The organism is Bacillus sp. AFS002410, from assembly GCF_002556365.1.
Taxonomy (GTDB): domain Bacteria; phylum Bacillota; class Bacilli; order Bacillales; family Bacillaceae_G; genus Gottfriedia.
The window spans coordinates 43,134-69,553 of record NZ_NUEU01000003.1 but is presented as its reverse complement, the minus strand read 5'-3'; the positions used below and the strand labels follow the sequence as shown (position 1 = coordinate 69,553).

The 26,420-nt window shown below is 30.5% G+C and carries 31 protein-coding genes; 24 read left to right on the top strand and 7 right to left on the bottom strand.

Going from position 1 to position 26,420, the window contains the following annotated elements:
• The first annotated feature begins 42 nt into the window (after positions 1–42).
• The 7 genes from CN692_RS04070 to CN692_RS04040 all read left to right on the top strand — a co-directional run bounded on the left by CN692_RS04070 (position 43) and on the right by CN692_RS04040 (position 6,141).
• Positions 43–942 carry an alpha/beta fold hydrolase gene (locus tag CN692_RS04070; RefSeq protein WP_257143961.1) on the top strand — a complete coding sequence of 300 codons (900 nt, stop codon included), beginning with the start codon at positions 43–45 and terminating at the stop codon, positions 940–942.
• Positions 943–1,002: 60 nt separating this feature from the next.
• Entirely contained in the window at positions 1,003–1,251 is a 249-nt protein-coding gene (locus tag CN692_RS04065) for a hypothetical protein (protein ID WP_098117870.1), read from the top strand.
• A gap of 113 nt (positions 1,252–1,364) precedes the next feature.
• Entirely contained in the window at positions 1,365–2,084 is a 720-nt protein-coding gene (locus CN692_RS04060; protein WP_098117869.1) for a hypothetical protein, read from the top strand.
• Between the two features lie 115 nt (positions 2,085–2,199).
• Positions 2,200–2,625, top strand: coding sequence for a hypothetical protein (locus CN692_RS04055; protein ID WP_257131559.1), 426 nt, complete (start codon positions 2,200–2,202; stop codon positions 2,623–2,625).
• Between the two features lie 266 nt (positions 2,626–2,891).
• Positions 2,892–3,401: an RNA polymerase sigma factor gene (locus tag CN692_RS04050; RefSeq protein ID WP_098117868.1), complete on the top strand. Its 510-nt coding sequence runs from the start codon at positions 2,892–2,894 to the stop codon at positions 3,399–3,401.
• 11 nt (positions 3,402–3,412) lie between these two features.
• Positions 3,413–4,549: a DUF4179 domain-containing protein gene (locus CN692_RS04045; protein WP_098117867.1), complete on the top strand. Its 1,137-nt coding sequence runs from the start codon at positions 3,413–3,415 to the stop codon at positions 4,547–4,549.
• Positions 4,550–4,719: 170 nt separating this feature from the next.
• Positions 4,720–6,141 (top strand): M1 family metallopeptidase, encoded by a 1,422-nt coding sequence (locus tag CN692_RS04040; RefSeq protein ID WP_179874366.1) that lies wholly within the window; start codon positions 4,720–4,722, stop codon positions 6,139–6,141.
• A 259-nt stretch (positions 6,142–6,400) separates the two neighbouring features.
• On the opposite strand, the gene CN692_RS04035 is transcribed toward CN692_RS04040, so the two are convergent.
• The 3 genes from CN692_RS04035 to CN692_RS04025 form a co-directional block, all read right to left on the bottom strand.
• Positions 6,401–6,751, bottom strand: a complete 351-nt coding sequence (locus CN692_RS04035) for a hypothetical protein (RefSeq protein WP_098117865.1) — start codon at positions 6,749–6,751, stop codon at positions 6,401–6,403.
• Between the two features lie 192 nt (positions 6,752–6,943).
• The gene (locus tag CN692_RS04030; RefSeq protein WP_098117864.1) at positions 6,944–7,948 is read right to left on the bottom strand and encodes an ABC transporter permease subunit; all 1,005 of its coding nucleotides are present in this window, start codon (positions 7,946–7,948) and stop codon (positions 6,944–6,946) included.
• Positions 7,945–8,823, bottom strand: coding sequence for an ABC transporter permease subunit (locus CN692_RS04025; protein WP_098117863.1), 879 nt, complete (start codon positions 8,821–8,823; stop codon positions 7,945–7,947). The genes CN692_RS04030 and CN692_RS04025 overlap by 4 nt, the downstream gene beginning before the upstream one ends.
• Positions 8,824–8,988: 165 nt before the next feature.
• Between CN692_RS04025 and CN692_RS04020 the strand changes: the two genes are divergently transcribed.
• Together CN692_RS04020 and CN692_RS04015 are read left to right on the top strand one after the other, a co-directional pair.
• Positions 8,989–9,486 (top strand): GrpB family protein, encoded by a 498-nt coding sequence (locus CN692_RS04020; protein WP_098117861.1) that lies wholly within the window; start codon positions 8,989–8,991, stop codon positions 9,484–9,486.
• 212 nt (positions 9,487–9,698) lie between these two features.
• Positions 9,699–10,205, top strand: coding sequence for a hypothetical protein (locus CN692_RS04015; protein ID WP_098117860.1), 507 nt, complete (start codon positions 9,699–9,701; stop codon positions 10,203–10,205).
• Positions 10,206–10,574: 369 nt separating this feature from the next.
• On the opposite strand, the gene CN692_RS04010 is transcribed toward CN692_RS04015, so the two are convergent.
• On the bottom strand, positions 10,575–11,060 hold the full coding sequence (locus CN692_RS04010) for a DinB family protein (protein ID WP_098117858.1): 486 nt from the start codon (positions 11,058–11,060) through the stop codon (positions 10,575–10,577).
• Between the two features lie 575 nt (positions 11,061–11,635).
• Here CN692_RS04010 and CN692_RS04005 point away from each other — a divergent pair.
• The 9 genes from CN692_RS04005 (at position 11,636) to CN692_RS03970 (ending at position 18,129) form a co-directional block, all read left to right on the top strand.
• Complete coding sequence (locus tag CN692_RS04005) at positions 11,636–12,217, top strand: helix-turn-helix domain-containing protein (RefSeq protein ID WP_098117857.1); 582 nt, start codon at positions 11,636–11,638, stop codon at positions 12,215–12,217.
• 40 nt (positions 12,218–12,257) lie between these two features.
• Complete coding sequence (eutH, locus tag CN692_RS04000; RefSeq protein ID WP_098117856.1) at positions 12,258–13,379, top strand: ethanolamine utilization protein EutH; 1,122 nt, start codon at positions 12,258–12,260, stop codon at positions 13,377–13,379.
• Positions 13,363–15,138: an aminopeptidase P family protein gene (locus CN692_RS03995; RefSeq protein ID WP_098117854.1), complete on the top strand. Its 1,776-nt coding sequence runs from the start codon at positions 13,363–13,365 to the stop codon at positions 15,136–15,138. The genes eutH and CN692_RS03995 overlap by 17 nt, the downstream gene beginning before the upstream one ends.
• Positions 15,139–15,278: 140 nt before the next feature.
• Positions 15,279–15,773, top strand: coding sequence for a hypothetical protein (locus CN692_RS03990; RefSeq protein ID WP_098117852.1), 495 nt, complete (start codon positions 15,279–15,281; stop codon positions 15,771–15,773).
• Between the two features lie 245 nt (positions 15,774–16,018).
• Positions 16,019–16,168: a hypothetical protein gene (locus CN692_RS26005; protein ID WP_179874365.1), complete on the top strand. Its 150-nt coding sequence runs from the start codon at positions 16,019–16,021 to the stop codon at positions 16,166–16,168.
• Positions 16,169–16,181: 13 nt separating this feature from the next.
• Positions 16,182–16,625, top strand: coding sequence for a lysine 2,3-aminomutase (locus CN692_RS03985; RefSeq protein ID WP_098117851.1), 444 nt, complete (start codon positions 16,182–16,184; stop codon positions 16,623–16,625).
• Positions 16,618–16,908, top strand: coding sequence for a YokU family protein (locus CN692_RS03980; RefSeq protein WP_098117879.1), 291 nt, complete (start codon positions 16,618–16,620; stop codon positions 16,906–16,908). The genes CN692_RS03985 and CN692_RS03980 overlap by 8 nt, the downstream gene beginning before the upstream one ends.
• Positions 16,909–17,003: 95 nt before the next feature.
• Positions 17,004–17,222 (top strand): YozE family protein, encoded by a 219-nt coding sequence (locus CN692_RS03975; RefSeq protein WP_098117850.1) that lies wholly within the window; start codon positions 17,004–17,006, stop codon positions 17,220–17,222.
• A gap of 238 nt (positions 17,223–17,460) precedes the next feature.
• Positions 17,461–18,129: a hypothetical protein gene (locus tag CN692_RS03970; protein WP_056466277.1), complete on the top strand. Its 669-nt coding sequence runs from the start codon at positions 17,461–17,463 to the stop codon at positions 18,127–18,129.
• Between the two features lie 13 nt (positions 18,130–18,142).
• Here CN692_RS03970 and CN692_RS26000 read toward each other — a convergent pair whose 3' ends face one another.
• Positions 18,143–18,298, bottom strand: a complete 156-nt coding sequence (locus CN692_RS26000; protein WP_179865364.1) for a hypothetical protein — start codon at positions 18,296–18,298, stop codon at positions 18,143–18,145.
• A gap of 153 nt (positions 18,299–18,451) precedes the next feature.
• Here CN692_RS26000 and CN692_RS03965 point away from each other — a divergent pair, with 153 nt between their 5' ends.
• Positions 18,452–18,628 carry a YozD family protein gene (locus tag CN692_RS03965; protein WP_087997714.1) on the top strand — a complete coding sequence of 59 codons (177 nt, stop codon included), beginning with the start codon at positions 18,452–18,454 and terminating at the stop codon, positions 18,626–18,628.
• A gap of 91 nt (positions 18,629–18,719) precedes the next feature.
• On the top strand, positions 18,720–19,343 hold the full coding sequence (locus tag CN692_RS03960; RefSeq protein ID WP_098117848.1) for a phosphatase PAP2 family protein: 624 nt from the start codon (positions 18,720–18,722) through the stop codon (positions 19,341–19,343).
• A 76-nt stretch (positions 19,344–19,419) separates the two neighbouring features.
• Here CN692_RS03960 and CN692_RS03955 read toward each other — a convergent pair whose 3' ends face one another.
• The gene (locus CN692_RS03955; RefSeq protein ID WP_098117847.1) at positions 19,420–19,734 is read right to left on the bottom strand and encodes a hypothetical protein; all 315 of its coding nucleotides are present in this window, start codon (positions 19,732–19,734) and stop codon (positions 19,420–19,422) included.
• 397 nt (positions 19,735–20,131) lie between these two features.
• On the opposite strand from CN692_RS03955, the gene CN692_RS25995 reads away from it, so the two are divergent.
• Positions 20,132–20,308 (top strand): hypothetical protein, encoded by a 177-nt coding sequence (locus tag CN692_RS25995; protein WP_179874364.1) that lies wholly within the window; start codon positions 20,132–20,134, stop codon positions 20,306–20,308.
• A gap of 294 nt (positions 20,309–20,602) precedes the next feature.
• Positions 20,603–20,959, top strand: coding sequence for a DUF2500 domain-containing protein (locus CN692_RS03950; protein WP_098117846.1), 357 nt, complete (start codon positions 20,603–20,605; stop codon positions 20,957–20,959).
• Between the two features lie 598 nt (positions 20,960–21,557).
• On the opposite strand, the gene CN692_RS03945 is transcribed toward CN692_RS03950, so the two are convergent.
• Positions 21,558–21,875, bottom strand: a complete 318-nt coding sequence (locus tag CN692_RS03945) for a thioredoxin family protein (RefSeq protein ID WP_098117844.1) — start codon at positions 21,873–21,875, stop codon at positions 21,558–21,560.
• A gap of 198 nt (positions 21,876–22,073) precedes the next feature.
• Here CN692_RS03945 and CN692_RS03940 point away from each other — a divergent pair, with 198 nt between their 5' ends.
• A complete protein-coding gene (locus CN692_RS03940; protein ID WP_098117842.1) occupies positions 22,074–23,228 on the top strand; it encodes an exonuclease SbcCD subunit D in 1,155 nt (384 codons plus the stop codon).
• Between the two features lie 2 nt (positions 23,229–23,230).
• The gene (locus tag CN692_RS03935) at positions 23,231–26,311 is read left to right on the top strand and encodes an AAA family ATPase (protein WP_098117840.1); all 3,081 of its coding nucleotides are present in this window, start codon (positions 23,231–23,233) and stop codon (positions 26,309–26,311) included.
• The last annotated feature ends 109 nt before the right edge of the window (positions 26,312–26,420 follow it).

The following is a 26,420-nucleotide window of genomic DNA, read 5'->3' as shown; positions in this document are numbered from 1 at the left end:
CTTGTAACTGAAATAAATAGATTAAAGGAGAAATTAGTTACATTGGATATTCATGAATCTATACTAATAAATAAAAATAAAATTGAAGTTTTATATAAAGGAAATAAAGGACCACTAATTATAATCCTAACAGGGATGGCATGTTCTTTTGATGAGTGGTATGAAGTAATAGAAATTTTAAGTCAAAATAATAGAGTACTATCATTTCATCGCCGTGGACTTGGTGAAAGCGAAATTGGAGAAGAAAGCAATAATACTGAATCAACCGTACGCGATCTAGTTGCAATAATGAATCACTTTAACATTAAAGAACCCATTTATTTAATCGGACATTCTTATGGTGGTCTGTGTGCACAACATTTTGTTAAAATTTATCCTAAAATTGTGGCTGGAATGATTCTAGTAGACTCTACTTCTGTAGATTTAAAAGAATTAGATAGCTTAGATTTACCAATCTTAGATGAAGATACTGATGAAGCTTGGATTGAAAAATGTTTAAATTATGCAACTAAGGAACCTAAAGAATTAAAAAGAATAATTAGTCCTACATTGAATAACAAACTTCGAAATTTGCCAATTAAAGCTCAACAGAGGTTATTGGACTTTCAAGTAAATCCTTCATTATATAAAGCAATGGCATCCGAGATTAAAGAATGGAAAAAAGATGCTGACTTTATCAAAAAATTAGGTGATTTTCCATCCGTTCCATTAATTGTAATTGGTCGTGATAAAGAATTCACCATTAAGTCTCAATTGAAAACAGGAATTCCTTTATGGGAGCTAAGAACTTTTGAAGAGAAATGGTCAGAACTAATCGCAGAACAAGCCAAACTATCTTCAAAAGGGAAATTGTATTTTGCGAGCAATTCAGGGCATTCTATATTTCTTGATCGTCCTGACATAATTATTGAAAGTATACATAGATTGACAAGTTATCAATAAATAGTTAAATTTTCAGCTCAGAATAATTAATAAGAAAATATGTAAAACAGGAGAATTGTGATGTCAAAGAAACATGACAAAGATGAAAATAAACCTAAAGAAAAATATGATGGTGTACACTTACTAGCGATGTTTGCTATTGTCTTTATCCGTGAATATTTTCATCTGTCATACAATTTCTTTTTTATAGCAGTTACTCTTTATATGGTTGTTGCCTACTATTATCTAGAAAAATGGAAGATGCGTAGAATTTTAAAATACGTTATTCTTGCTGTCATTGCTTTTTTGATAAGTAAATTTTTCCTTTAGGCCTTTTTACTCATATTTTGAACGGTTTAATCGACTATTTGGTCGATTTTTTTCATTTTTCACTATGATTTAATAAGAAACTTCTCATTTGGAAAACTATAATGAGGTGTTTTATGAAAAAATACATGATTTTAGTATTAATACTTTTTTTGTTATTTCCGAAAAATATAAAAGCAGCAGATGAAGATTATATATTGGTTTCGAAATCTGAAAAGGATAATATCACCTTGTTTGCTAAGAAGATTGGAGATATGTATAGAGATTTTAAAATTGAGTTTAAAGGAGAGACTTATTTTAGACTGTTCTGGATGAATGTAACAAACCCTACTTTTGCCCCACAGATTTTTTACGAGGATATTAACAAAGATGAAAATAAAGATTTAATAATTGTCTTGAACAAAGGGTATGGTACTGGTGTATTAGATGAAGAGGTTTATGTTTACAAGTATACTAATGGATTGATAGATGAAATTGTAGATAATCCTTTAGCTATTATTCATAAAAATGTTAAAACAAAGTTAACTAGCGAAAATGCTGAATTAATTATAGGTGGTAACAAAATATACACGATCGATACGAAATCGATAGAACAATCTCATTTAGGTGAAGATATTGGTTTTGGAAGCATTGTTGATTATGAAGTAATTGATAAAAAATTAATGGTTAGAGTAAGTGCACAAGTAACGCCTGCTATGTTTATTGGGGATATACTTATTACTTATGGATATCGAGATAAAATGTATCAAGCGAATAAGATTGAATTTATTCCGTATAATTCAACAGAAAAAAATCCTTTCTTGGGTCCATTAAATCAGTCAAATAAGTTCAATTAGAAAGCGAATTGGAATACCAAGTAACATGGATGTAGTTCTTGTTTTAAAGTTGATAAAAAGTTCATAACAATAGAGATCATAAGGGAAGATAACATCAGAGGTGATTTTATTGAAAATGAAATTTATGTTTTTAATTTTCATATTGATGTTGTCTTTTGGAACAAATATAGGATATGCACAACCTAAAGAGTGTCCTGTTTTAAGTAATTTAGAAAAAACATCGATGAAAGATCAGAATGAAGTGATAAAAGCATTAAATTCAATCATTCCAAAAACTTATGTTGCTAGTTCAGATGATCCTGACATCTATACAAAGTGGAATGTTTTAACCGCTAAACCATTCCCAAAAACTGTTGGCGTTAAAGAGGAAGAAGATTATTATGGAATGGCAAAGTATTTTTGTGGTAAAGAAATTGCTGAAAAATCTTGGCTAGTACGCTTAGATTTTCCAAAAGCTCCCGGAGCAAGTATAGGACAGGGGCAAATTTTTTTAGCAAAAGATAAGAAAAAAGGATGGTTTGTTTGGTTTAGATACCATTAAAGGTATTGGTTTTATGACGTTTAGAAGTTTAAATGCAACACCTTTTTATATTTAGTGGTTTAGTGTAAAGGAAGGAGTATCCATTAATAAAATAGAATTTTAGTAATAGCTTTATTAAAATTGTGCCTAAGAGTCCTATTGATGGCTCTTTTTTTTATGTATTTAGCTTTATTTAGTATAGCAGTATGAAATAATTTAATAAAAAATAAATTTATTACCAATAAACTGGATATTTGAACCGTCTAATAAGTAAAAGGAGGTATAAAATGGGGCAAACGAGTTCGCAACAAAGAGAAATTCTAATTGATGAATTAGATGAATTTAAACAATTATTTAATGAACATAAGAAGCATGTATTTGCAATGGCGCTTTCTATATTGAGAGACTTTGAATTGTCAGAAGATGTGTTGCAAGAAGTTTTTATAAAATTATTTCACCAGCTTAATCAAAATAAGATTTCAAATATTAAAGCTTGGCTGATTAGTGTTTCTCGAAATACTGCTTTAGATCTTTATCGAAAAAAGAAACGAGAAATAACAGGATTTGATGATGTTTTTTTCGAGCGAGCACAAATTCTTTCTGAAGATCCACTAGACAAAATAGTATTAACCAAATACATAGAAATGCTTGATTTTGAAGAAAGACAGATTGTTATTATGAAAGATTTTTCAGGTATGAAACACAAAGAAATTGCCATTATCCTTGAAATGCCGCTTGGTACGGTTCTTTGGAAGTACAGCAAGGCATTAAAAATGTTGAAAAAATGTTTAAAGTAAGGAGGGATACGATGGAGAAAGATAAAACGTTAATGCACTTGCATAGTGCAATTGAAAAACAGGTTCCTGATGTATGGGATAAAATTAAGGATAAGATTGTAACAGATGAACAAGTACATATAAATGAAGAATCATCGCTGATAAATGAAAGAGTTTTATACAAAAGTAGAGGATTATACAGAAGATTACTTGTAGTTGCAGCGGTTTGTGTGATTTGTCTACTATCGATAAGATTTACACCAGTGTTGGCATCGATTCAACAAATGTATGATAAAATTTTTTCAAGTGATCATATTGATGATTCAGGTGTTAGAGCTGCAATTAAATTAGGTCAACATCAAGCGATTAATCAAACTTATTTTGATGCTACAAATGATATAAGTGTACACTTTGAAGGAATTATGACTGATGATAAAGAGACAAAACTTTTATTGACTTACCATAGTAAAACGAAGGATTTAAAAAATTATTATATTGATATTTTTGAAGGTGATAGTTCGATCAATTTAACGGTTGGTAACAATAAAAAGCTGAAATTACATAACGTAGGATGGGGTAGTAGATATTACGACCGTAAAGAAAATAAAGTAGTGGAAGCATTGTCATTTGAGTCAATCAAAAAGTACAAAGGACAAAACATTCATTTAGAAATTGAAAATTTAACAATATATGGTGATAAAAAGGACAGTATGGTACCAGCAATTTGGAATCTTGATTTCAAACTAGCTAATTCTGCCATTTCTAATCGAGAAACAATTGAAATAAACAAAAATTTTACCTACAAAAACATAGAATACAAAATTAAAAAGGTTGAGTTTTCGACACTGGAAACAAGGGTAGTCGTTGCCGGCTCAGATACGAAAGTATTTACTGATGAAAGTGGAATGCGATACACAGTAATGAGTAAATTGGAAGAACAATTCCTTAATTCTAGAAAAATCGATAAAGAACTAGGGTATACAGTAAATAATAAAAAATCGGGAATTTTCTTAAAATCGGCTGGGGAAAAAGTTGTTCCGATTTTTAGTAAAGGTGAGGTGGCTGGTGAAGATGATGAATATATTATGATTTTTGCTCCAGTTAAGGATCGCCGGGACTGTGCGCTTGAAGTTGGAAATGATATAAAAATCCCTTTAATTAAAAAGTAATAAATTGAAAGGTTCGACATTTGTGTCGATCCTTTCTTTTGATTAGAAATCTAACTAGTAGAACAGAATTGGATGAATTATAGACAATTAAAAAAATATAGATTTTATGGTAAAATTTAGTAATAATTATTTTATAGAAATAGAATATGGAGAATAGAGAGGAGAAAGTAATGATTAAAAAGACTAGTTTAATCTTTTTAATATTAGTCATTACTCTGAATTTGGCTAGTTGCCAAATGGAAAATAGGGGTAACACAAGGCAAGTAGGTAAAGTTATAAAGAAAAATTTCAATCCAATCGGTAAGTTAACTGGCATAAAAACAGATTATAAACTTTCTTTAAAAATGAAAAAGGATGAAAAGTTTGAAGTACAAGCTTACATAACTGTTACAAATATAACTAAAGATAAATTGAATAATATTAAACTATATTTTATCCCGAATATGTTTACAAAAGAAAACTCGCCCACACTTCAGCACCCGTCAAAAATCCACATTAAAAGTATTCGTGTGAATGACATTCAAACACAGTACAATCTTAATCAAGATACATTAACAATTCCATCCAAAGTCAATTTAGAGAACAATCAAACAGTTAGCTTATCAATTTCTTATTCATTTACCTTACCTGACCAGGGTTTTCGATTTACAAAACAAAATGAAAATTTTTTCTTAGCACAGTGGTATCCAATGGTTCCAACATATATAGAAGGGAAGGGTTGGAATAAACATCCTTACCAGTTTAAGGGCGAATCATATCATACGACGTTCAGTAATTTTAACCTAAGTTATGAAGTGCCAAATGAATACACCGTTTTCACAACTAGTGACCAGGATGAGTTTCCAAGTAAACCTTCGAACCAACTTAATGTCCGAAATGAAAAAGAAGTCTTTGTTGGGATTCTAAAAAATCCAAATGTCATTACTAAAAAAGTCGGAAAGGTCGAGATTAGATTAATTAACTTTAATGAAAACATACAAGAAGATTCATTAGATGCTGCAGCAAAATCACTAAAATATTTTCAATCAATCATCGGACCTTATCCACTAAGACAATTAGATATTATTTCTAGTAATACCGGCCATTCGGGCATGGAGTATCCAGGGATAGTTACTGTAGATACAAGTGCGACAAGAAACGTTTTGAGATATTTAATTGTTCATGAAATAGCTCACCAATGGTTTTATGGAGTCATAAGTAATGATCCGTATAAAGATGCATGGTTGGATGAAGGACTTGCTTCAGTAGCTACCAGTTTATTTATAGCAGGAAAAAATGAAATTCCAAATAATAATATACCAATTAAATTAGCATCTAAGCCTTCTAATTTATCTATTAATCAATATACTCCTGTGGAATACCCTAGTTATATTTACGGACAATCTTCTCATGAATTATTAAAAATATTTAATCAAAACGGTGGTAGAAAAGCATTGGAAATGTTTTTGAAAGATTATTATTTTTATTATCATTATAAAGAGGTAGACACAAAAGAGTTTTTAAGATTCTTGAAATTTGAACTTAAAATTAAAGACGATAAAATATTCGAAAACTGGTTGAATGTTACCGGAAAAGAAAAAACATCCTCATAATAAGGAAGTACATTAAATGAGAAATTCATTTCGTGGTTATTTCGATAAAAGCAACTTTAAACTTATTATTGTAGAGAAAAAATTGAGGTGAATTCATGAAGGAGGCTCAGGCCTCGCCCCATGGAAAGTGAGACTGAAAATACTTCTGATTATTTGAAAAGTTCTTTTTCAACAGCCTGAAGCCTATCCATTTTATAAGATAGGCTTTTTTTATTCCACTAATCTATTAACTATTAAAATAAGTCTAAGTCAAAAAAATTCATCGACCTGTACGCGCCTTCTGCTCACTCAATTCAAGAGCTATCTCATATTCCTTATTTGGAATCAATGGTGAAATCTCACTACTAATTAATTTAGCAACCTCATTTTCATTTAATTCTCCACTATCGAACCTTCTGAATATATCCTGCATTTTCCAACTCACTTTGTAAAAAAAGCAATCACTTGCTGCTTTTGCTTCTGCATCAGGATTTTTGAATTTATAATTAGAATACTCAGAAGCGGTATGCTCTTTTTTATTTTGCTTTCCATCCATAACTGCTGCCATCGCATTCGAACTTAAAGGTAGAATGATTAATACTGTTAGGATTACAGTTAATAAATTTTTCATAAAATATTTCTCCTTGTACATTATTAATTGTTAAAGTTTAGTATCAACGCTAATGGTATATAAAATACAAAATGGACTAATGATTAGAATCATTAGCCCAATTCACTTTAATTAAGTTGTAATATTTTATCGCCAATTTTTAGTATTGATGATTCTAGAATTCTTATCCTAAGAAGAAGAAAATAATTTCAATCAGTCTATATTTGTTACCACAGCTTCTTTAAAGGCAAAGTCAGATTTCTTTATCTTATTAAGTTCTTTTGATGACATTTTCTCATTTTTTGGAATGGCTATTTCTTCTTGAGTAACCTCTAACATTCTCTTCATTACATTAAAAGCTATCAATGTAAGAATAAAAGCGATGCTCGGTCCAAAGACAATCCACTGATCAAGCATTAGCTCTTTGTAAGATACTCCGATTAAGGAAGACCATTCGTTTGAATTCGGGAATGTGATGCTGTTTACAGTGTCTAGTTGGATTGTTGTGCTACCACCGACAAAAATTCGAAAAACACCTAGGTGAATAAGTAGTAATAAGACACTAATCATTTGCTGAACGATCATTAGTAGGATTCTAGAACGTAGAAATGGCATTACATGTTTTCGTATAATCCTAAACTTTGTTGCTCCTATTGCTCTGGATGCTGTAATAAAATCTTCGTTGCTAAAATGGCTCACTTCATTGCCAATAGCATGAACGAGAGAGGGTAATGAAACAATTGTTAGCCAAAAAATGATTGAAACAATATAGGAAAAGCCTTTTGTAGCATCACTAAATAGATTTATATCAAAAAACAACATGACGAGGAGGATAGCTGGAATAAATCGGAATGCTCGCTCAAAAGTTGTAAAAAGTGTTCTCATTTTTTGTAAATAAATCCCATAAATAATCCCAATGAAAACACTTAATCCAACGCGCAATAAACTCACACTCAATCCGATTAAAATGGTATATTTAGCACCATCAATGACTAACCAAAAAAGGTTATTTCCTAAACGATCGACCCCGAAAGGAAAATCAAAACTTGGTGGGAATGGTCGCATTTTCGTGATGTTTCCATTTCCATCATATAAAAATGTTGGTGGAGATTTAATGTGATCTTTTAAAACATATGTATAAAGGAAACTTATGGCAACTAAACTAGTTAGAAATAGTAATGAGAAGATGAAAGGAAGTCTCGTCCAACCTTTTTTCATTCGGATTGCTCCCTTCCTGTCAGTTTGATCGCGACTAAATTAAATATCATTTCTATGAAGAAGAATGGAATAAATAAAGCGATCAAACAGATGTAAAATGCGTTAGGTGTTTTCAACGCTGTATAAAGTAATTGAAAAAAACCATGAATATTAAATAATGCTTCAACAACTAATAGATTCGAAACGAGCAGCCAAAATAAGTAGTGCGAATGCGAAAATAGAGTTACTACAACGTTTCGTAGAATATGCCTTAGTAAGATCCATCCATTGGATAAACCTTTTGCTTTTGCAAATTCGACATATGTTTTTTTACTTTCTTCTTCAATTGCAAGAAAACTCATTTGGAATAACATGATCCCAGGTAGTATAGACACGACTAAGATTGGAAGTACATATACTTTCTCAAGTCCTGCGACTGGATCGACGATTAGAATATTTGTTTTTTTATAGAGCCATATAATGAATAATTGAACTGCGAAAATAAACATAACATCTGGGATACTTTGTAAGAGAAATAAACATTCTTTGACGACTTTTCGCATTTTTGGAGATAACTGATAAGTTACATAGGAAAAGAAGATTCCTAACGTGAATGTACAAATAAAAGAAGATGATAGAATAATAAACGAATAGATAAATGGCTCTTTTAAATAGCCCCATAAAGGTGTTATTTTTGAAAAGGGCCCTACTTTGATTGTTATTTCATTTAAATGAAGAAAGCTATGACCAAACGTACTAAGTTGTTTTAAAACCGTGTGGAATAATTCAGTTTTTGTCGTATGTAAACTAACTGAAAACGCTACAATGATTCCGATCAAAATGATCGTAAATAGTAATTGGTAAAATTTTTTCCATAGATAATAACGAATACTCATTTAATCGTAATCTCACTCCTTTATCCTCATATTTCTTCTGTAAAACTCATTCATCATCCTTTCATGTTTAGAATCTATTTACATCTAGTTTAAACTACATTGGAAATTATTGTAAGAAAAATTAGAATTTATTGCCAAATTAAAAGAAACTACTAGGAGGGTTAAATGGAACGAGTTAATTTTTCAAGTAATCGATTGATTTTTGAAAAAGCAGAGAAATCTTTCGTTATTCATAAAAAAATAATAAAAGCGCTTCTACCAGAAGCTGATCTTCAGCACATTGGTAGTACGGCCATTCCCAACAGCCTTACAAAAGGTGATTTAGATATACAAGTACGAGTTTTTCCTGAGAAATTCTCAAAAGCTGTAAAATTACTTTCAACATTATTTGAACTAAATGAGGGTAGCATTAAAACTGATTCATTTAGAGCATTTAAAAATGATTCACTTGACCCACCAATAGGTGTACAACTAACAATTTTTGATTCTGAATTTGATTTCTTTTGGAAAATACGAGATTTTTTATTATTAAATGAAAAGTACAAAATCGAGTATGATCATTTAAAAAGAAAGTTCGAAGGGAAGGGTATGGAAGATTATAGGGATTGTAAAAACGAGTTTTTCGTAAAATTAATGAATACTCCTGAATATAAAAAAATGTAAAGATGATTGATCTGAAAAGAAAAACTATTTACATTATTGTTTTTACTAGTCTATTTTATCTTCAAAAAGTTTGGATGAATCCTATTATAAAAAGTAGTTTCTAATTTATCTCTCATATGTATCGAGTAGACAACATATTAAATATTAAGAGAATTTAATGTAAGAAAAGGGGAAACAGTTAATCTATAAAAATTCATGGTTAGGGGATGAAGATGAAAAAACTAAAATTAAGTTTAATAGTAGTCTTATTTATTCCAATACTATTAGCTGGCTGCAATAAAACTGTGCTTACGGATGGTAGCATAAATGTTACAACAGAAATGGATCAAATCATTTCAGATTACATTATTGAACAATATAAAGGAATATACGAGCCAAGCGATAAACAATTTGAAGTACATAAAGTATATGGAACGGAAAAAAAGAATAATAAGTTAACAGTCTACTTTTATTCCCTTTTCGGCACCTATAATTTGTCAACAAAAACAGAGGAACAGGGTGGTCACTCCTTGCCCGCATTAATTACATTGAAGCGACAAGGTTCCTCCTATTCAGTTGTAGAATATAAAGAGCCAGATGAAGGCGACCCTGGGATATCTTTAAAAAGAATGTTTCCACGAAAGTATGTAAAACAAGCTAGATATGATGAGAGTGATCTTGAAAAATTAGATTTACAAATGAAGAAAAAAGTAGAACAATGGTTAGCAGAAAATAGATAAGAAGGAAAGGATTGGCATATAAGCTAATCCTTTTATCTTTGGTTATGTTAAAGTAGATTGTTTATTTTCTTATTTATCATAATGGCAGTTCAGTAGAATAATAAAACTGTAAATGATGTGATGGTTTTTACAAAGAATAACCGATTGACGTATGTTTCGAAGCAAAAGAATTTGCTAATCTCAATTAATTCCTAAAATCTTTGCATAAAGAAAAATCCAATTAATAAAAAGCATTAAGAAATACAGCGCTAAATGTTATCGGAAGTAAAAGAGGCCAATATATATAGCAATTAATATAAAAAAGCTACCTGCGATGGTAGCTATAACTTATACTTAAATCAGAAACCGATTAAACGATTTCCTTGTTAATTATTTATTCGAATGAGTGGCAAGACCCCGTCCAATTAGATTTGCAGAAACAGGTTGCTTCCCGATTTCCCTTGCCCAAATTGATAATTGTCCTATATGGTGAATTTCATGAGCAATGGTGTGTCTAATGATTTCACCCCAAGTATCTGTCACATTTTTTCCATCTGGTAAGGTATCGTAAAATAAACGATTTTCTATTTCATGATCCCAGCTGTCTACAAAGTTTTTCACTTCAATATGGAATTTAGCGTCCAATTCTCGAACTTTATCTAAGCTTTTATAAGCTTCGAAACTCTCTTGAAAATCAGATTTGCCTTGTATGGTACGAATCCAGCTCCACTCTACATCAACTATATGAAAAAGTGTATGTAAAATATTTCCCATTCCACCAGATCGGGTCATCAGTAGTTCTTCTTCACTTAACTCTTCACACCACCTATACCATTCTTCTCTTACTGTCCAATTATATCTAAAAAATATTTGCAATTATAACGCCTCCTACTTAGAAAATTAAGTAATGGAAATGATCAGTGAGGATATTTCCAAAATTTGCTAACTATGTGTATTTCAACAAACAACGGTTAAATTCCTTGTTGAATTTAAAGCATGCGATATTTCAATAGAAGAAATGAAAAATTATCGTAATTAGTACCATGATTTTATATAAATTTAGTTAATACATTATTCTAATATGGATGGTTCATTATTGAGATTAAATTACAGAATAAAAATTATAAAATAACCAAAAGACAGGGAGCGGTTGATCAAATTGTAGGCAGATTATATCTTTATTTTCCAACTAGCTATGGGTAATTTAGTTGAGCAAGGTACAATAAGATAACCCTTTTTTCGTACTTTTATTTAACAATTTAGGCGCATTGATCTAATTGATCAAGCGTCTTTTTTGTGCTAGAGGGTGGAATGATGCGGACATTTCTTGAGAGTATATATGATAAACTTTATTAGGGATTTTCATATATATGAAATATATTTCACGAAATATTGATTATTACTCTTATGTGTATTATATTATTCATGAAAATGAAATTCGAGGTGATATGATGAATATTGGAATGGAAATAAAGAAATTGAGGACTGAAAAAGGTATCACTTTGAAAGAGTTAAGTGAAAAAAGTGAACTATCTATTGGATTTATATCTCAATTAGAAAGGGGACTTACTACAATAGCAGTTGATTCACTTGAAAAACTAGCTGATACTTTGGGAGTGCATTTAACACATTTTTTTGATTACCCACTTAAAAGAAAAGATATGGTTTTGAGGAGTTATGAACAAGAAATAATGGATTCGGTAGAAGGAGGTTTTATTAAGTATAGTTTAAGTACAGATTTGGAAAATAAACAACTTGTTCCAAGGCTTATAGAAATTCTTCCTCAAAAGAAAGATGAAGAAATATTATCCTATAAGCATGAGGGAGAAGAGTTCGTATATGTTTTAGAGGGTATTTTAACAGTTTACATAAATGATACGAGGCATGAAGTATATCCTGGTGACAGCATTCATATGGACTCAAATATTGCACATAATTGGGCTAATTACACGAATAAAAAAGTCAAACTTATAGCTGTTAATACGCCTAATTATCTCTACAATAGAGGATTTGACAATAAAGATGCTGACTAGTAAAGACATTATTATAAATTAATAGAAAGTGATAATAACAATGGATAAATTAATATTGTATCTAATTGGTTCTTTTTTTGTAATTGGAGCTATTGATTATATTACCGGAAATCATTTGAAACTGGGTGGGAAATTTGAGGAAGGCATAAAGACCATGGGGACTTTAGGGCTTGGAATGATAGGAATAATTTCTTTAGTTCCTATATTTACAAATTTTTTATCTGTTGTGATTATTCCAATCTGTAGAGTTTTTCATCTAGATCCCTCTATAGTTCCAGCAACATTTTTAGCTTTAGATATGGGTGGCTATCAAATGGCTAATAAATTAGCATTGTCAGAAGAAATGGGATCATTTTCTGGAATTATAATTGCATCTACTTTAGGAGCCACAATTAGTTTTTCAATACCTGTCGCGTTAGGGATGCTTTCTAAAGAGGATGAAAAATATTTTTCTAAAGGTGTGTTGGTTGGAATTATTACTATACCAATAGGATGTCTGTCAGCAGGCTTATGGCAAAAAATAAATATCAATCTATTAATTTTTAATCTGGTCCCTATATTTATTTTCGCCATTATTTTAGGGGCAGGATTATTAAAATTTCCGCATGTTTTTATAAAAGTTTTTAATGTATTTGGAAAGCTTATAGTAAGTTTGAGTACTGTTGGATTACTTTTACAAGGTATAAATGTGATATTTGGTGCGAGGCTTGTCTCAGGATTAGCACCACTTTCTGAATCTACTATTATAGTGGTCAAGATTGCACTTGTTTTAGGTGGAGCATATCCCATGTTAGCACTTATTAATCAAATCTTTAAAAATAGCTTTGAAAAAATAGGGGAGAAGTTTGGAATTAATTCAGTGTCAGTAGCAGGTATTTTAGGAAGCTTAGCTAGTAATTTGTTGATATTTGGAGCATTTAAGGAAATGAATCCTAAAGGAAAAATGGTATGTACTGCCTTTGGTGTAAGTGGAGCATTTGTATTTGGTGGTCAACTAGGATTTGTTTCAGGAGTAGCACCAGAAATGATAGGCGCATTTATCATATCAAAGCTTACAGCTGGAATCATTAGTATAGTACTAGCTGTTTGGCTGTATGAACGTGAAAATAAAGAATTTAGTCTTAAAGAAAATGGAGGTATTAGTAATGAACATCAGAGATAGAGTCGAAAAGTTAAGGCAGCTAATGAAAGAAAATCAAGTGGATGCTTATATAATTCCAAGTTTTGATGCACATCAGAGTGAATATGTAGCGGAACATTGGAAATGTAGACAATGGATATCAGGATTTACAGGGTCTGCGGGTACTGTAGTTATTACATTAGAGGATGCTGGGTTATGGACAGATGGCAGATACTATATTCAAGCTGAAAAGCAGCTTGAGAGCTCAGGGATTAGATTGTTTAGAATGATGGATCCAGAGGTACCATTTTATACAGAATGGCTAGCAGATATCCTTAAAGAAGGAAGTATTGTGGGCTTTGATGGAAATGTTTTTTCAATTAATATGGTTAAAAAGATGGAAAAAGATCTAAAAGCAAAGAGAATAGTATTAAAAATGAATCAAGATTTAATTGATGGTATATGGGAAGGTAGACCGGAAATTCCTAGAGGACAAATTTTTACTTATGACGTAAAATATGCAGGAAAATCACGAGTAGAAAAATTAAATGAAGTAAGAGAAGACATGAAAAATAAAGGAGCAAATTATTATATATTAACTTCTCTTGATGACATTGCATGGCTTTTGAATATAAGAGGAGAAGATGTGCCTAACAATCCCATTTTAATAGCTAATGTAATCGTAGCAGAACATAAATGTTATTTATTTATTGATTCTTGCAAGGTTTCCCCATTGGTTAAATTAGAACTGGAAGCTGATGGAATCGAGTTAAAAGCGAGTGATGAAATTCAAACATTATTAGAAAATCTTTTAGACCGAGATGCAGTTATTCTAGATACAAATAAAACAAATATCAGATTATACAATGCCATTAACAGCAATACAAAGAAAATTGAAAGCCCTAACATCACAACTAATTTAAAAGCTATTAAAAATGAAGTTGAGATAAAAAATTTAAAATGGTGTGAAATAAAAGATGGTTTAGCTATGGTGAAATTTATAAAATGGCTAAAAAATTCTGTAGATAATACAGAAATTACAGAGATTACTGCGGAAGAAAGATTAGAAGATTTCAGAAGGGAGCAGGAAGGGTTTGTTGGACCTAGCTTTGATACGATAGCAGGTTATAATGAACACGCTGCGATGATGCATTATAAAGCTAATAAAGAAACCCAATATACGCTCAAGAATGAAGGTCTATTTTTAATTGATTCAGGTGGACAGTACTATGATGGAACAACTGATGTTACAAGAACGATTGTTTTAGGAAAACTTACCGATGAACAAAAAAGAGATTTTACTTTGGTGTTAAAAGGGTTTATTGCATTAAGCTCAGTAAAATATTTATACGGAGCAACAGGCTCTAACTTAGATGTTTTAGCAAGACAACCAATTTGGCAGTATGGTTTGGACTATAAATGCGGGACTGGACATGGGGTAGGTTTTTTCTTAAATGTTCATGAAGGACCACAAAGCATAAGGAATGATAATAATGTTATTTTAGAAAGAGGTATGGTTATTACGAATGAACCGGGAATATACCTCGAGGGTAAATATGGAATTAGAATTGAAAATATGATGTTAGTAGTTGAAGACGAGAAAACAGAGTTTGGCCAATTTATGAAGTTTGAAGCAATCACTTATTGCCCTATTGATTTAACAGGTATAAATAAAGATATGTTAACAGAGAGTGAAAAGCAATGGTTAAACAATTATCATCAAGAGGTATATACAAAGCTGAGTCCTTATTTAAATGAAGAAGAGAGAGAATGGCTAAAGGCTGAAACTAGGGAAATATAAATTGATATTGCCAAAATAGTGTTAATTAAGATAGAACTTTATATGGTTGAAACGATGGTTTAAGACTATAGTGATATATAACTAAACGTAGTGCGTTAGTTGAATAAAGTAGAAAAGAGATGAGTATGGAGGGAAAAGAATTGCAAATTAAAGAACTAAACGCAAAATTTCAATCTAAAAAAATACCAAATTATTTTTTAATTGATGACATTGACCGAATTTATAAAGAAAAATATAAAATTAAAGAATTAGCAATAGAAGATTTCTTAGAATTAAAAGAGGATTCACATGTAGATTTCACTAATATAATCAAGTGTTATCAAATCGATGATGAAACTGTTTTAAATAATTTATCTAGTGAGGAAGAAAAGGAATCACAACAAGAGTTTTATGAATTTTTATTAAATACCTATCCAGATGAAGAATTTAAATTAAAGGATCAAAAAATAATTAATATTATTTTAGAAAGTAAAGACGGTAAACGAATTAGTGGTTATACGATACAAGGTTGTAGGTGTGATTATATAGAAAAAGAATTAGTAGTTTTTATAGGAATAGAGATGGAGAACCAGAAATTAGATAACATCAAATTCATAAACTATTTAAATGCCTTAGATGAAATTGGATATTTATGATATTTATTCTTGTACAAGTGTTCCTAAGGTTGTCAATTTGACAACCTTTTTTAGTTCAAAAATCAACATTTAAATTTAACAAAAACAGTTTATTATAATCCGAAAGTAACAAGATGAGATGATATGCATGTACATAGGCACACAGTCAAGCACGTGGTACATATAATTTAATACGGTATGTGCGAAAGCACGTAACCGCCCTGATAACACCGGAAGAATTATACAAAAGGGAAGGGCGGGGTAGCATGGTAAACGATGATTCAAAGAATAACAGTGCTACATCAGCTCAAAATAAACCCGTTGGCACAGTTATTCTACGAAATAAACCCAATATTAATTTAATAGCGAAAAGTGTAATGATCGCTTTTAAAAACGGTACTACAGTAAAAAAGTAGTCCGTTTTTTTTTATTGTTAAAGTACATTATGTAAAAAATGCAGTACCTACTTTTGTAGTAGATGCACCAGGTGGTGGAGGGAAAATTTCACTTCAACCAAACTATATCGTCTCTCAAAGTAGTAAAAAAACCGTGCTTAGAAATTTTGAAGGTGTTATAACTTCTTATCCAGAGCCTGAGAACTATCAAGAAGATACTGCTGAGGAATATTTTTCACTTGTTTATCCGGATTATTTAAATAAAGCTGCTAAAGTTGGTATTGCTAGTATTATGAATGATCAAGTACAAAGCTTAATTCCAGCAGATTTAGAAAGAATGAAGAAGAGGGAGCTATATCAAACAGATCCAACACATAATTCATTAAAGAATAAAAGGGAAAAAAGGGATGAACTAAAGGAGAAAAAATTTCAAGCTCAAATTCAAAAAATGGATGGAAGTGAAAAGAAAGATGAGTAATCCATTAAAGTGTGATTGGTGTGGAGAGGAAAATGCAATAGAAACAAAAGCTGTTGTACATTGGGAATTACCTGATGGCTCACGCGCAATCACAATTACAAATGTACCATCATTTCATTGTAATCAATGTAATTTCACTTATCAGAAGGAAGAGATGGTTAAGGAAATAGAAAATCAGTTATTTCTTATTTCAACAAAACTACTTCCAGTTGCGGTGTCATTTGATGAATTAATGAAGCAACCAAGGTTGTTAAAAAGAAATTATTTTGACTTCTCGTCATAGAACTAGTATTTTTAAATTATAAAATAGTTTCGCTTATCTAGTTTTTTGTAAGCGGGTATATAATATAAAAAAATAAATAAAGCTGAGGGAGAATCATGAGAAAGTCATTTTACCATTATATGATGAAACATAGAAACTATAAAATTCCTACTGATATTGGAATATTAGCAGATCATCTTTTTAATGATCACTCGTTTCCAAAACAATCTTCAAGCTATGACGAAATTAGCTCATATTTAGAATTGGATGGTACTTTTTTACAATCTATGAGCGTTTTCGATGAAGCATGGAACTTATATGAAGAAGATCGATAGATAGATGTGACTTAGTTTAACCTAAGTTGCATCTTTTTTTATTTATAAAAACCTATGTTAGTCCTTCTATTTATATTTTGTACAGATCGCACTTTGAACTAGCTTTAAACTTCTGCCCTATAAAATAGGCTAATCCCTTTTTTTATTTACTCTGAAAATGACAGACAATTATGTATTGGCTGCATAGTATACAGTAAAAACGTATTAGTCACGACGAATGGAGAAGGAGGTAAGAAGTATGACAAAGAAAAAACAACCGAAGTATAACGTAGATGATATTGTCGTGATAACGTTATATGGAACTGTAGGTAAGATAACAAATATTAAATTGATGGATGGCGTTTTTGTATATGAGGTCAATAATCATGACGGACTTTATGTAGAGAATACTCTTCAACTTCTCAACGAATATGACGGGAAAAAACTTGAAAAAGAATGGATCGAAGTTAATTATTCATTTTCTTTCGGGGATCTCGTTCAAGTTAACGGATATGAAAAAGAAATTTTTCGTATTGTTGGATACCGTACAGAAGTTTGGCGATATAAAAATGACGCTTGGGAAGATACAATTTATGAATTAGCGCGCATTACTGATGGAGAATGGTTAGAAGCCGATGAAACAGATTTAACGTTAATTGCATCAGCACAAACTGCAAATGCAATCTTGAAGAAATTAAGAAATGATAAAAATGGCATTACTAAATTAGACTTAGAAAAACTGCGCTCAATGAATGATTTTAATAAAAATAGAAATAAAACAACAAAACAAGAAATAATCGATGGATTATTAGATATATACAATGATTATGCTGTTTTATATTCAATCTTCCAAGATGAAGAATATAAAATTGTGATGGATCTTGTGCTTAAAAATTTAAATAAATTCTCAGAGAAGAAAACGAATTGAGAGAGAGGATATTCTACAATAATTGTAGAATTATATGAATCATAAAAGGTATGCCTATCCCTAATAAAATAAAAAATGCAACTGTCGTCAGTTTTTCAGCAGCTTCTTCAAACTTGTCATCATTAACCATAATTTCTTTTAAATTAGCTAGCTTGTCCATTTTTATCATTGGTAATCTCGCTCCCTTAACATGTTTTAATTGAATATATGCTTGTCAATGTTGTATTATGCTAAAGGTTACATATTAATATTTTTTGTGCTTAGTAAGGTTTTTTTCATATTTTCTCATTTTTCACATATTAACTAGTAAGGGGTGATGCTAGTGAAAGAAATTGAGGTAGTTATTGATACGGAAGAAATAGCAGAATTTTTCTATCAACAGCTCATTCAACGAGGATATGTTCCTGAGGAAGAGGAAATTGAAGAATTAGCGGATATTACTTTTGAGTACTTACTGGAAAAATGTATGATTGATGAAATTGATGAAGAAGATGAATAGTCATGAAAGTGGCGACGGGTAATCTCGTCGTTTTTCTCTGTGTATCCAAAGTACAAGCAGACATAACGGTAAATTAGATTTGGAGGAATTTATGAAAAAAAATAATTGGATACTAATTATAACTTCTATCTTTCTATTTATTATTTTAGGACTTATTTATGATTCGAAAATGATTCATAACCTGGATCAATCAGCATTTAAGTTCTTTGAATTCATTCGGACTGATGCGTTGGATTCATTTTGCTATTTCTTAAGAGATTTTGGTTCTTCAAAGATGTATTTGACATTCGCAGTCATCATCTTAATCTATTCAATTATTCGTAAGCGTATATGGACTGGCATTTCTTTAATTGTTACACTCTTAACTGCTAGAGTAGTTGTTTCATTTTTAAAAGATATATATGAAAGACCACGTCCAACTTCAATGTATTATGTTGAAAGTGGATTTAGTTTCCCAAGTGGACATGCTGTTATGGCAACAACTTTTTTTCTAACTTTAGGATTCATTTTAATTGTGCTTCAACCTTCTCTAATGAAGCATAAAAGAGTAATTCAATTTATCGTACTTTTATTTATTTTTTTAATTTCGATGAGCAGAATATACTTACATGTACATCATTTCTCTGATATTATTGCTGGTTGGTTAGTTGGATACGCTTGGTATAGTATTTGTAAAAATATATTTATTTTTTTACATGAAAGAAGACAGGTTTAAATAAAAAAATACACCTTGATAATGTAGATTTGATCTATATTATAGGTGTATTTTTTTTATATTCTTTACCTATCAATCAAGTTGGCCAATATAACTGATTTAAGAATAATGTATATTTAATTGTAGCATCCGTACGTTTATCGAATTCCCGAGAACGAAAGCCATAAGTAATATTTACGACTACTTCGTAAGGAGAAATAATATGAGCACTAGTATCAATCGTTGTTCTAAAGAACATACCTTCTTGATCAGAAAAACCATAATCAATTCCGCTTAAAACACTACTTGCACTTAAAACTCTAAAGGGATATGTTCGAAATAACCGAGAAATCGTTCTTCCACCTGTAAGTGCTTCTGGAAAACGAACAACATCTTCAATGAAGTTAATCACAATTTATCACCTCAAGAGATGTATATGTCATAATGGCATGATGTAAGAAAAAGATTTATTGAAATTAATCTAAATAAAATAATAAGGTCGAATAACAATACTCGAATTATAAGGAGTGTTTATAAATATTCCTGTTATTAAAAGAGAAGAGAAAAGCCGTATAGTAGGTCTTGTGATTTTATTCGTTTTTGTGATTGGAATAGGAGCTTTATTTTTTCCTACAATCCAAAATACATATAACAAACTTAGTATTCAAAGAACTAAGACCATTACTATCTCTTCAAAAACACTTACAAAAGACGAAATTTATAAATCTTGAACGAAATCAAAGAATTTTAGCTACTAAATTTGAGAAAAAAATGAATGGCTGTCTAAAGAAATTAATACAGGTGCAGCAATGATCGAGTTTAACTATGACTTTATGTATGATCATTCTGAATATGATTCAGTTGAAATTTCATTTACTGTAACCAATTACAAGGTTGATGGGAAAACAGTAGCTTTCATCTCGGGCGAAGGAAAAATAACTCAAATTCAATCAAAAAGTGGTTGGAAAGATTACACTACTAAATAATTAGAGTGTATTAACGCCACTTTTGTTTAACAAACTTTAAGCTGCTTCGGTAGCTATTTTTTTAAGTAAATTACTGGGGAGTTTAATAATATTGTAGAAAAATAGGCAAATTTACTATGGTAATTTGAAATGTATATTTGTTAAAATTGACTAAGAAATTCATTAATTTTCCATAAAGAATTTAAATGTTTTCATTTAGGAAAAAGAATTTAGATAGCGTATACATCATAAAAAAGCTTATATAAAAAAGCGCGCAAAAATATAGGAAAAGGATTTTAGGAGGGGTAAAATTAAATGTTTGAAGGCGGAGATTTTTTATTTACGTTCGGTCCCATTTTTATTGGAATCATGTTTGTAATAGTTCTATCCATAATTGTATTCTCAATCATAAAGGGAATTTCACAATGGAATAAAAATAACAACTCACCAAAATTATATGTAAAAGCCAAAGCTATAGCTAAAAGAACAGCCGTACGGGGTGGAGGGGAAAATAGGTCATATAGTAGTTATTTTGTAACGTTTGAAGTAGAAAGTGGAGATCGAATAGAATTTCAGGTAAAAGATGCTGAATACGGAATGATTGTTGAAGGTGATAATGGAGAACTTGCATTTCAAGGTTCTAGATTTCTTGGTTTTAGTAGAATCAGATAAACTTAAAGCGCTTCATTAATTTTAATCTGTCATCGTAGTTCCCATATTTATTAAGCTGATTGAGCTAGCGTTTTGTATAAATCGATCATGTAGTCTTTTTAGTTAATTGCAAAAAGGATTATCCAAATATCATGGGGGAAAAAGCCAAAATTTTCCAAAGTTACAAATATATGTTATGAAAGTATAATTTTAAAAAGGTATTTCAGTCACGCATCGCGTAAAGTATGGAAAGGAATCGATTTATGGGAGAATTTTTTTCACGTTTGATCCCCTTAGTTGCGATGATTTTTGTAACTATACTTAATTTCATTTCTAAAGATTATGTATCATTTGTCATTTGTTTTTTTATTGTCATTTGGTTAATATATTACTTTTTCATTGGAGAGAAGAAAGAAAAAGAAGTAAATTGAATTTCTCAACCTGCTTACATACTATATATCTATATCCAACTAAGCGCATTCGATAGTTAATACAATAACAACAAAAGGCATTGCTCAAGCAATGCCTCTTTTGCATTTATTTAATACCAATTATCATTAGTTATATTACTAATTCAATAATTGTTGCCTTGTGGTTTTATAATTCTTATCTACTTTTATTATTCAAAAGTAGATAAGAATTCTTCTACTGATTCTGGCGTTTTTGCGTTCGCACTATGTAAATGACCAATTTTTTCACCGTTTTTATATACTAATAAACTTGGAATACCCATTACTTGTTGTTCACTAGCGATTTCTGGAAACTCATCACGATCCATTGTGTACCAAGTAAATGAAGGATGCTCTTCGATCACCTCTCCAATAAATGCATCTAAACGTGTACAATCAGGACACCAAGTTGCAAAGAATTTAACGACTACTGGCTTTTCACTATTTATAACTTCTTCATACTTTTTTACATCTACTAATTTTTCCATAATTGCCTCCTAAGCTTTTATAGCTATATTTTGTATCATATTTAGTAGTATTTCAATTATTTTAGCTTAATAATGCATTTTTTAATTTATTCATTTAAAAAGGATACAAATGTTCGTATGTTGATGTAAAATATAATTAAATAAAAGCTGTAGTTTCGATACAAGAAAACGGCCAATAAAATTAATGAGGTGTATTAAATGAAGTTTATTCATACTGCAGATTGGCACCTTGGTAAAATTGTACATGGTGTACATATGACAGAAGACCAACGATCTATTTTAGATGAATTTATATCAATAATTAAAGAAGAAAAGCCTGATGCAGTAGTAATTGCAGGTGATTTATATGATAAAAGTGTTTCTCCGACTGAAGCAATTGAACTATTAAATGATGTGTTCCATAAGATTGTCATTGAGTGCAATACGCCGATTCTTGCTATTGCTGGAAATCATGATAGTGCTGAACGAATTGAATTTGGTAGTCGTTTTATGGAAAAAGAAGGTATTTATTTAGTTGGGAAATTTCAAACTCCTTTTAAGAAAGTGATTTTGAATGATGCTGAAGGTGAAGTGCATTTTTATTTAATTCCTTATGCAGAGCCGAGTATTGTTCGCTATATATTACAGAACGACGATATCCATTCGCATGATGATGCAATGAGAGCAATCATTAATAAAATTAGAGATGAAGAATTAGACACGTCTGTCCGTAATGTTTTTGTTGGACATGCATTCGTAACGAATAATGGTGAGCCTTCAGATGAAGAGACTGAGGGAGAGCGTACACTTTCGATTGGTGGGGCTGAATATGTATCTCATCATAATTTCAAGCATTTTAATTATACTGCTTTAGGGCATTTGCATCGCGCGCATTATGTAGGCAATAAATCAATTCGATACTCAGGTTCTCCTCTAAAATATTCTTTATCAGAAGAAAATCATAAAAAAGGTTGTTTCATTGTTGAAATACAAGGTAATGGCGAGTTAACTGTTGAAAAGAGAGAGTTTCATCCAATTCGAGATTTAAGATCAATTGAAGGAACAATTGAGGAAATAAGACAACATCAAGTAAATAATGACTATGTGTTTGTAAAATTAACTGATGATCATATGGTTGTACAACCGATGGAGCAAATTAGAACCGTTTATCCAAACGCAATGCATGTTAGTCGAAAGCGTTCAGCATTACAATTAGATAACAAAAATCAATTAAGTTTAGTAGATAAACAATCAAAAAATCAACTTGAACTGTTTCAAGCATTTTATAAAGAAATGAAAAATGAAGATTTAAAAATTGAAGATGAACAATTTATGAAAGAAATAATTCATGGGATTTTTGTAAGGGAGGAATAGAATTGAAGCCATTAAAAGTAGTACTTCATGCGTTTGGACCTTACAAAGATAAGGTGAATGTTGACTTTAGTAAATTAAATGAAAAAGGCTTATTTGCGATTACTGGTCCAACTGGTGCAGGTAAAACAACGATTTTTGATGGAATCTGTTTTGCTTTATTTGGAGAAGCGAGCGGTGAAAATAGAAATGATCAAGCTTTACTTCGAAGCCACTTTGCAGATGATGACTTATATACAAGTGTAGAACTGACTTTTGAATTAAAAGGGAATCATTACAATATTTTTAGGCAAAAAGGGCATCAGAAAAAGCAAAATAAAGGAATAACTGGCGACAAAATAGAGTTCTATAAAATTGAAAATGAGGAAAAGGTACCATATTGCCAAGAATTTAATAAAACTTCTATTGTAAATAAAAAAGTTGAAGAGTTATTAGGAATTAATGCCGATCAATTTAAACAAATCGTATTACTTCCTCAAGGTGAATTTAGAAAATTATTAGTATCCGATACGAAAGAAAAAGAAGAAATTTTACGTAAGATTTTCAGAACTGAATTATATGAAAAAGTAGCTGAAGATTTGAATTCAGCTAGAAAAAATAAGGAAAGTCACTTTAATAATTTAAAACAAAAAATAATGATTAAATTAGAAGTGATTGAAAAAATCTTAAGTGAAAAAGGCATTCAACTAGCTGACGATTCTCAAATTAACCTGCATTTAGTAAATGATATTTTGACTGAACATATTTCAAGTATGATAGAAGATTTAAAAAGACTTGAAGAAACAGAAAAACTTCAAAAATCACAATTAGAGGTTCATCAACAAAAATTATTCTCAGCACAAACGCATAATAAAAACATTGATCGCTTGCGTGAAATCATTGAATTATTAGCGTTGTTGAAAGACCAAGAGTTAGAAATTGAAGATAAAAAAGTGAAAATAAAATTAGCTACAAATGCTGAGAAAGTATTGCCTGTAAAAACTGAACTTGAAAAGCTAAATAATGCACTTCAAGTTACGAATGATAAATTGTTAGTTGAAATTGAAAGTTTAAAAGGAACACTTTCGAAAATTGAACAAATTTCAGCAGAAGTAGAAACTCTTCCTGAAGAACATAAAAAATTAGTAAGTTTTGAAAGCCAATTAAGTAATTTAGTAGCTCTAAAAGATGATATTAATCAATTTCAAAATCTAAAAATCGAGTTCGATCATAAGTCGAAAAATCTAATCAAAGCTGAAAGAGAAGAACAATCATTACAAATTGAATTAAAAAAAGAAACCGAAGAATTAAACAAATTAAAAATGAGTTTAATTGACCTAGAAGGAATCCATGAAGAGTGGGCTAAAATTTCCTTATTAAGTAAAGAAATTTCACAAAAAGGCGGAGCTGCAAAACGGATCGTGTTTGCAAAAAGAGACTTAGAGCAAAAAGTAATTGACTATCGTAATAAAGAAGTCGAGCATAGTAAATTTAAAAATGAATTAGACCGAATTGAACATGAAATGATTCAACAAAAGGCTGCATTTCTAGCGAAAGATTTAAAAGATCAAGAGCAGTGTCCGGTATGTGGAAGCACTCATCATCCTTCTCTTGCTAAATTTAACGGGACAGTAAACGAAGAAGATGTAGAAAAGCTGAAACAACAAGTGAATGCACTTCAGACTGAACTTGCTACAATCCAAGGTGGCATTCGAAGCATTGAAAACACCGTGATAAGGGATGAAGAGGCCTTTTTAGAAGAGTATGGTCAATTTGACTTTTCAAATGAAGGTTTAAAAGGTCTAGTAAAAGAGTTTAATGATAATGAAACAATACTAAAAGAGCTTACAGAGAAAAAGGCTACATTTGAACAAGTTAATAAATTAATAAAAATAAAAGAACAATTAGTTAGTGAGTTAATGATAAAAGTTACTGAGAAATCAGAAGTAATGAATAAGCTGACTAATGAAATAAATGAATTAAAATTAGTTGTTGTTCAAATTGAATCGAGATTACCTGAACAGCTTAGAACACTTGAGCAATGGCAAACGGAAAAAAATGATTTAGAAAAACAAATTGCTACATTAAAAGCGAAAATCTCCAAAATTCAAGAAGAGCACAAATTCTTAACTGAGCAGAAAACAGTGAAAGAGACAACGTGTTCGCATCTTGAAAATGATGTTCTAAAAATAAAGCAAGAAATTGAAAAAGTTTCGATAACGTATCAAGAAAAATTATCTGAGCATCAGTTTATAATTGAATCAGATTTTATAAGCGCAATTGAATATATTCAGTATATTGATCAATATCGTAACGATTTATCGACATTCGAAGAGAATCTGCAAAGATTAACTACCGAAAAAGGGTTACTTGAGCAACAAGTGCAATCGAACGAAAAAATAGATGAGAGTGATCTTAGAAGCAAAGTACAAGAAATTACGCAAAATATAGATGGAATCGTTAATGAAATGATTCGTATTCAAGAATCAACTAAACGATTAAATCAGTTGAAAGTTGATTTGAATATTTATCAAGAGGAGTTTGTAAAAACCGAAAAAGATTTAGCTGGTTTAACTGATTTATATAAAGTAACAAAAGGCGATAATGATAAAATGATTTCGTTTGAACGATATGTTTTATTGGATTATTTTGAACAAATCATTGAATCAGCAAATATTCGACTTGATCATTTATCAAATGGCCAATTTCAATTACAACGAAAAGATGCAGTTGAAAAAGGAAGAAAACAAAGTGGATTAGGATTAGAAGTTTACGATTCGTATACAGGTTTAGCCAGAGATGTAAAAACATTATCTGGGGGTGAACAGTTTAACGCATCGCTTTGTTTAGCTTTAGGAATGGCAGATATCATTCAAGCACATAAAGGTGGTGTATCGATTGATACGCTGTTTATAGATGAAGGGTTTGGTTCGCTAGATGATGAATTATTGTCAAAAGCAATAGATACACTAATTCAGCTTCAAAAATCAGGTCGTTTAATTGGCGTTATTTCCCATGTGCAAGATGTGAAGGATGCAATGCCAGCAGTAATTGAAGTTCATAAGACGAATAAAGGTTATTCGGAGATCTCAATTTTAATTAAATAATATGAAATGAAGCCGGAAACAAGATGTTTGTTTCCGGTTTATTAATTTTACAAATAAGTTTTATAAAATGAAATATATATGTAATAGGAGACAAGTAATAAAATTGATA

Excerpts from the sequence above, each read along its gene's own strand:
- CN692_RS03945 (WP_098117844.1), bottom strand. The coding sequence starts at position 21,875 with ATGGAAAAATTAGTAGATGTAAAAAAGTATGAAGAAGTTATAAATAGT.
- CN692_RS04060 (WP_098117869.1), top strand. The coding sequence starts at position 1,365 with ATGAAAAAATACATGATTTTAGTATTAATACTTTTTTTGTTATTTCCG.
- CN692_RS03970 (WP_056466277.1), top strand. The coding sequence starts at position 17,461 with ATGACAAAGAAAAAACAACCGAAGTATAACGTAGATGATATTGTCGTG.
- CN692_RS03940 (WP_098117842.1), top strand. The coding sequence starts at position 22,074 with ATGAAGTTTATTCATACTGCAGATTGGCACCTTGGTAAAATTGTACAT.
- CN692_RS03995 (WP_098117854.1), top strand. The coding sequence starts at position 13,363 with ATGAACATCAGAGATAGAGTCGAAAAGTTAAGGCAGCTAATGAAAGAA.
- CN692_RS04045 (WP_098117867.1), top strand. The coding sequence starts at position 3,413 with ATGGAGAAAGATAAAACGTTAATGCACTTGCATAGTGCAATTGAAAAA.
- eutH (WP_098117856.1), top strand. The coding sequence starts at position 12,258 with ATGGATAAATTAATATTGTATCTAATTGGTTCTTTTTTTGTAATTGGA.
- CN692_RS04020 (WP_098117861.1), top strand. The coding sequence starts at position 8,989 with ATGGAACGAGTTAATTTTTCAAGTAATCGATTGATTTTTGAAAAAGCA.
- CN692_RS03960 (WP_098117848.1), top strand. The coding sequence starts at position 18,720 with ATGAAAAAAAATAATTGGATACTAATTATAACTTCTATCTTTCTATTT.
- CN692_RS04055 (WP_257131559.1), top strand. The coding sequence starts at position 2,200 with ATGAAATTTATGTTTTTAATTTTCATATTGATGTTGTCTTTTGGAACA.
- CN692_RS04040 (WP_179874366.1), top strand. The coding sequence starts at position 4,720 with ATGATTAAAAAGACTAGTTTAATCTTTTTAATATTAGTCATTACTCTG.
- CN692_RS03950 (WP_098117846.1), top strand. The coding sequence starts at position 20,603 with ATGTTTGAAGGCGGAGATTTTTTATTTACGTTCGGTCCCATTTTTATT.
- CN692_RS25995 (WP_179874364.1), top strand. The coding sequence starts at position 20,132 with ATGATCGAGTTTAACTATGACTTTATGTATGATCATTCTGAATATGAT.
- CN692_RS04030 (WP_098117864.1), bottom strand. The coding sequence starts at position 7,948 with ATGAAAAAAGGTTGGACGAGACTTCCTTTCATCTTCTCATTACTATTT.
- CN692_RS04035 (WP_098117865.1), bottom strand. The coding sequence starts at position 6,751 with ATGAAAAATTTATTAACTGTAATCCTAACAGTATTAATCATTCTACCT.
- CN692_RS04005 (WP_098117857.1), top strand. The coding sequence starts at position 11,636 with ATGAATATTGGAATGGAAATAAAGAAATTGAGGACTGAAAAAGGTATC.
- CN692_RS04015 (WP_098117860.1), top strand. The coding sequence starts at position 9,699 with ATGAAAAAACTAAAATTAAGTTTAATAGTAGTCTTATTTATTCCAATA.
- CN692_RS26000 (WP_179865364.1), bottom strand. The coding sequence starts at position 18,298 with ATGATAAAAATGGACAAGCTAGCTAATTTAAAAGAAATTATGGTTAAT.
- CN692_RS04025 (WP_098117863.1), bottom strand. The coding sequence starts at position 8,823 with ATGAGTATTCGTTATTATCTATGGAAAAAATTTTACCAATTACTATTT.
- CN692_RS26005 (WP_179874365.1), top strand. The coding sequence starts at position 16,019 with ATGGTAAACGATGATTCAAAGAATAACAGTGCTACATCAGCTCAAAAT.
- CN692_RS03980 (WP_098117879.1), top strand. The coding sequence starts at position 16,618 with ATGAGTAATCCATTAAAGTGTGATTGGTGTGGAGAGGAAAATGCAATA.
- CN692_RS03975 (WP_098117850.1), top strand. The coding sequence starts at position 17,004 with ATGAGAAAGTCATTTTACCATTATATGATGAAACATAGAAACTATAAA.
- CN692_RS04065 (WP_098117870.1), top strand. The coding sequence starts at position 1,003 with ATGTCAAAGAAACATGACAAAGATGAAAATAAACCTAAAGAAAAATAT.
- CN692_RS04050 (WP_098117868.1), top strand. The coding sequence starts at position 2,892 with ATGGGGCAAACGAGTTCGCAACAAAGAGAAATTCTAATTGATGAATTA.